The following is a 3366-nucleotide window of genomic DNA, read 5'->3' on the forward strand; positions in this document are numbered from 1 at the left end:
ATTCTGAAAAGTAGTAGACGTTCAATTTAACGTTTTACCATTTTTCTTTTCCTAAGTTAATATTTCGGACAAGTCTAGTACTACAGCGATCGGTGCATCATCTGGAAGAACTGGTTTTAGTTTTGTGTTATCAAAATTGTTGCAGACATCTAATTTTGGTGATGTCTTTTTGGCTTTCGCTTTTTTGATAAAGGCGATGATATCTTCCTTGATTGCCCTCTGTTGTTGCAGTGTCCTTGGAGGTAGCGTATGGCTTGGGATTGTTTTAATCAAGCAGCTACCTCCATGACCAAATCATCAGGTACTTCAAAAATCCCCAACCGCCCAATGTAAGGAATTGGTGTAATCTCGCGGGGATTCTCCAACTGCCAGTGGTATTGCTCAGGCATCCCCCAACCAGACGCAACTTGTGAAAACTTGCAATTAACTATTGTGACAATGCCAATAACTTGACCCACACGGAGCCTAGTCCTGAAAAATTGGGCAGGCTTTTTTGGATAGTCGTTTGGCTTCACGGTTAATTTGTGGAGTATGAAGCCTGCCCAATTTTTTGCGGCAAATTCGAGACGTAGAGAGATTAGTTCTGGGATTACTACCCCCATGCAATGGCCAAATTCTCTCGCTAGCTGATACTCTTTCTTGGTACAGGTTTTTGCAGCGTGAATCAGAATGTCGCCGCGATAATTAATAGGCCAGCCACGGTTTTCTATGTTTTTGAGAGCATAAATGATTGCCCATGCCCAGGGTTGACGAACGGATAGCGCTTTCACGGGTTTTAAAACTCCAGCAATTGAATATATGCGTCTAATGCCGCGATTGCTGGATGTGGATGTGGCTGTGAACGCAGTCCGTTGCAGATTGTGGCAATAGTCCCAAGTTCTGTAAAGCTGAAGCTGATACTGGACTGTCGAGCCGCACAGTGCTGAATAATTGTCAGTAGCACAAAATTCAACAATTGAATTGTAAAATCACGTCGATTGGCTAAATGTGTTTCTAAGTTCTCAGTAATAATTAGGCGACTAGCAGTGAGAGAATTGCACTTTTCAACATCTGGTAAAATTCGGAGCTTGAACTTGTAATCGCGCTCAGTAGATAAACACTCATCAGGAGCGAGAGTTGCCCATTTAGAAAAGAGTTGTTGATATGTTGTACTCATAAAGTTTGTAGTTGTGAATTTTTGCGAGAATAGAAAGAAGAAGGAGGGATTATGACAAACGCTTTTCCACCGGAAGATATAAGTGCAAGGTTTGATAATATTGATACTCGTCTAGAAGAGATCGGTGACGAACTGGATTTACTGAGGACAGTACAAAATGCTAACAGGCGAGAAACAAGGGGTAACTCGCAAACCATTGCTAGGTTAGAGCGTACCATTAGGGAATTGGCTGACATTGCACGCCTCCATCAGGAAGGATTACGCGTTGCTCAAAGAGATGCTGAACGTGACCGTCAAACCATAAGGGAAACTGAAATTCAAGCTGACCGCGATCGAGAAGTTTTACTTGCTTCCTTGCTTCAAGCAGAGCGCGACCGTCAAGCTTTTCAAGAAGAAATCCGCAGAATTTGGGAGTATTTACGCGATCGCAACGGCGGCAGCAGTACAGCCAATTAATTAACTCCATCGCGTTCACCTCGCCAAGTTCAAAAATTTCGAGGTCGATAAATCGCACAACATCGTTGCAGTACCGAGCTTACCGTAAAGGCGGTTTTTCTCAACAATCAACTCGATAGTGCGGTCACTTGGGTCTTTCGTATACACGGCATCCCGGTAAAGCATAATTAACTGGTCACAAACCTCAAAGATTTCGCCAGAATTACGTAACAGATGACGATTGGGGCGTTTATCAGCCGTTGTTTGATTTCCCCGATTGATTTGACAGCCCAAGAAAACAGGGATTTTGTGAGACTTGGCAATATCCCGAATCTGGCGGGTAATCTTGCCGACTTCAAAAGCCATGTTCCCACCGGATTCCAGAGGAATCTGCTGCAAGTAATCAATAAACACAGCCCCAATAGAACCACCAAATTCGGCAATGGCACGCCGCACTGCACTTGCAATCATTGTGGTTGTAGGGGAGGAATGCTCGTAAACCTTCCAAGGCAACTCCACCATCTGTCCTATGCCTTGTGCTATTTGCTCCCAGTAGCACTGAGTATTGGTTTGGATCATAGAAGCGTCTACGCCTGTGATTCGGGCTAGCATTCGGGCATTGAGTTGATTCTTATCCATTTCTGGAGTTACATACAGAACTGGTTTTCCAAGTTTGGTCATGATTTCGTAAGCGTAAGAAATCATAAAATGGGTTTTCCCCATGTGCGACTCAGCAGCCACTACAACTAAGCTGCTCGGATAAATGCCACCGGTGATATTTTCGAGGTCGTACCAGCCAACTCTGTCACCTGCCATATTCCCCATCTCCAACTTTTGAAAAAGTTCAATGCCCATGTCTTGCGCTGAGAAAACCTTGCAGCGTTCATCGCTTTGATTTTGGGTAACGCCGAAAACTTCCGCCTCAGCAAGGTTTAGTACAAGTGGTAGTTCAGTTTCTGTTTCGTAAGCGAGTTTGACAACTTCGTTCCCTGCTTTGATTAACTGCCGCCGTCGATATTTCTCCATCACCAGATCCGCCAAAGCATCAATGTTGACGGCGGATACAGTGCGGTCTACCAGAGTCGCTAACTTATTTCTGCCACCAATGCGATTGAGCAAATTGTGGTCAGTCAACCATGCGGTGACAGAAAGTAAATCTGTGGGTTGGTATGTAGCATGAAGTTGGACTGCGGCTTGATAGATATCTTTATGGGCGCTGATGTAAAAGGCTTGGGTTATTAGGCGATTGCTGATTCTAGTCATCGCTTCTGGGTCAAGCATAATCCCGCCCAAAATCGCTTCTTCAGCTTCGATATTTTGTGGAGGCAAGTTGACTTGATTTCGGTCAGGGGCAAAAGAAACTACATTGTCTTGATTAGGGTGCATAATCATGCTCTTAGTGCTAATTTTAACTGCGCTTCAACTTCTCTCAAATTCGTGGTGGAAGATGGTTTGGAGTTGCTCGAAACTTTTGGCTCATTTGCTTTGGCTTGAAGTTTTGCCTTTAGCTCCAGCATTTGTGGGCTGTGCTGATACCCATTGGATGGAACCCGAATGGATTGCTCTTGCTGACGGCGCTTATGATCTTGTGCCAAAGCATCTTCGAGCGTGATGCTAGTGGTGTTACTTGGGCTTTTTGTCGTAGCAGTATGCAATTGGGGTAGGGGCTGTTTTTCTGTTTGCAATGCCTGGTTATAGCGCTGCATCAGGTTCGTCCATCCCCCTTTGGTTTTTTCCCAGGTGTTCATGACTGCGATCGCATGAGTAATTTCAAG

General features: G+C 44.6%; 5 protein-coding genes and 1 pseudogene. 1 reads left to right on the plus strand and 5 read right to left on the minus strand.

Going from position 1 to position 3366, the window contains the following annotated elements; all coding sequences use genetic code 11:
• Positions 1 to 51 precede the first annotated feature (51 nt).
• From G1O98_RS37430 to G1O98_RS37440, 3 genes are read right to left on the minus strand one after another with little or no spacing between them, the layout of a single operon-like run.
• Positions 52 to 273 carry a hypothetical protein gene (locus tag G1O98_RS37430; protein ID WP_175587029.1) on the minus strand — a complete coding sequence of 74 codons (222 nt, stop codon included), beginning with the start codon at positions 271 to 273 and terminating at the stop codon, positions 52 to 54.
• Complete coding sequence (locus G1O98_RS37435) at positions 270 to 770, minus strand: ASCH domain-containing protein (RefSeq protein ID WP_163939411.1); 501 nt, start codon at positions 768 to 770, stop codon at positions 270 to 272. Before G1O98_RS37435 ends, G1O98_RS37430 begins: the two co-directional genes overlap by 4 nt.
• Positions 771 to 775: 5 nt before the next feature.
• Complete coding sequence (locus G1O98_RS37440) at positions 776 to 1156, minus strand: hypothetical protein (RefSeq protein WP_163939413.1); 381 nt, start codon at positions 1154 to 1156, stop codon at positions 776 to 778.
• Positions 1157 to 1207: 51 nt separating this feature from the next.
• Here G1O98_RS37440 and G1O98_RS37445 point away from each other — a divergent pair, with 51 nt between their 5' ends.
• Positions 1208 to 1612 carry a hypothetical protein gene (locus tag G1O98_RS37445; RefSeq protein WP_167306242.1) on the plus strand — a complete coding sequence of 135 codons (405 nt, stop codon included), beginning with the start codon at positions 1208 to 1210 and terminating at the stop codon, positions 1610 to 1612.
• Positions 1613 to 1627: 15 nt separating this feature from the next.
• On the opposite strand, the gene G1O98_RS37450 is transcribed toward G1O98_RS37445, so the two are convergent.
• Both G1O98_RS37450 and G1O98_RS37455 read right to left on the minus strand, forming a co-directional pair.
• A complete protein-coding gene (locus tag G1O98_RS37450; RefSeq protein ID WP_163939415.1) occupies positions 1628 to 2977 on the minus strand; it encodes a DnaB-like helicase C-terminal domain-containing protein in 1350 nt (449 codons plus the stop codon).
• 2 nt (positions 2978 to 2979) lie between these two features.
• A pseudogene (locus G1O98_RS37455) lies at positions 2980 to 3366 on the minus strand (hypothetical protein); the annotation flags it as partial.

It is taken from the genome of Nostoc sp. UIC 10630 (genome assembly GCF_010747425.1).
Classification (GTDB): domain Bacteria; phylum Cyanobacteriota; class Cyanobacteriia; order Cyanobacteriales; family Nostocaceae; genus Nostoc.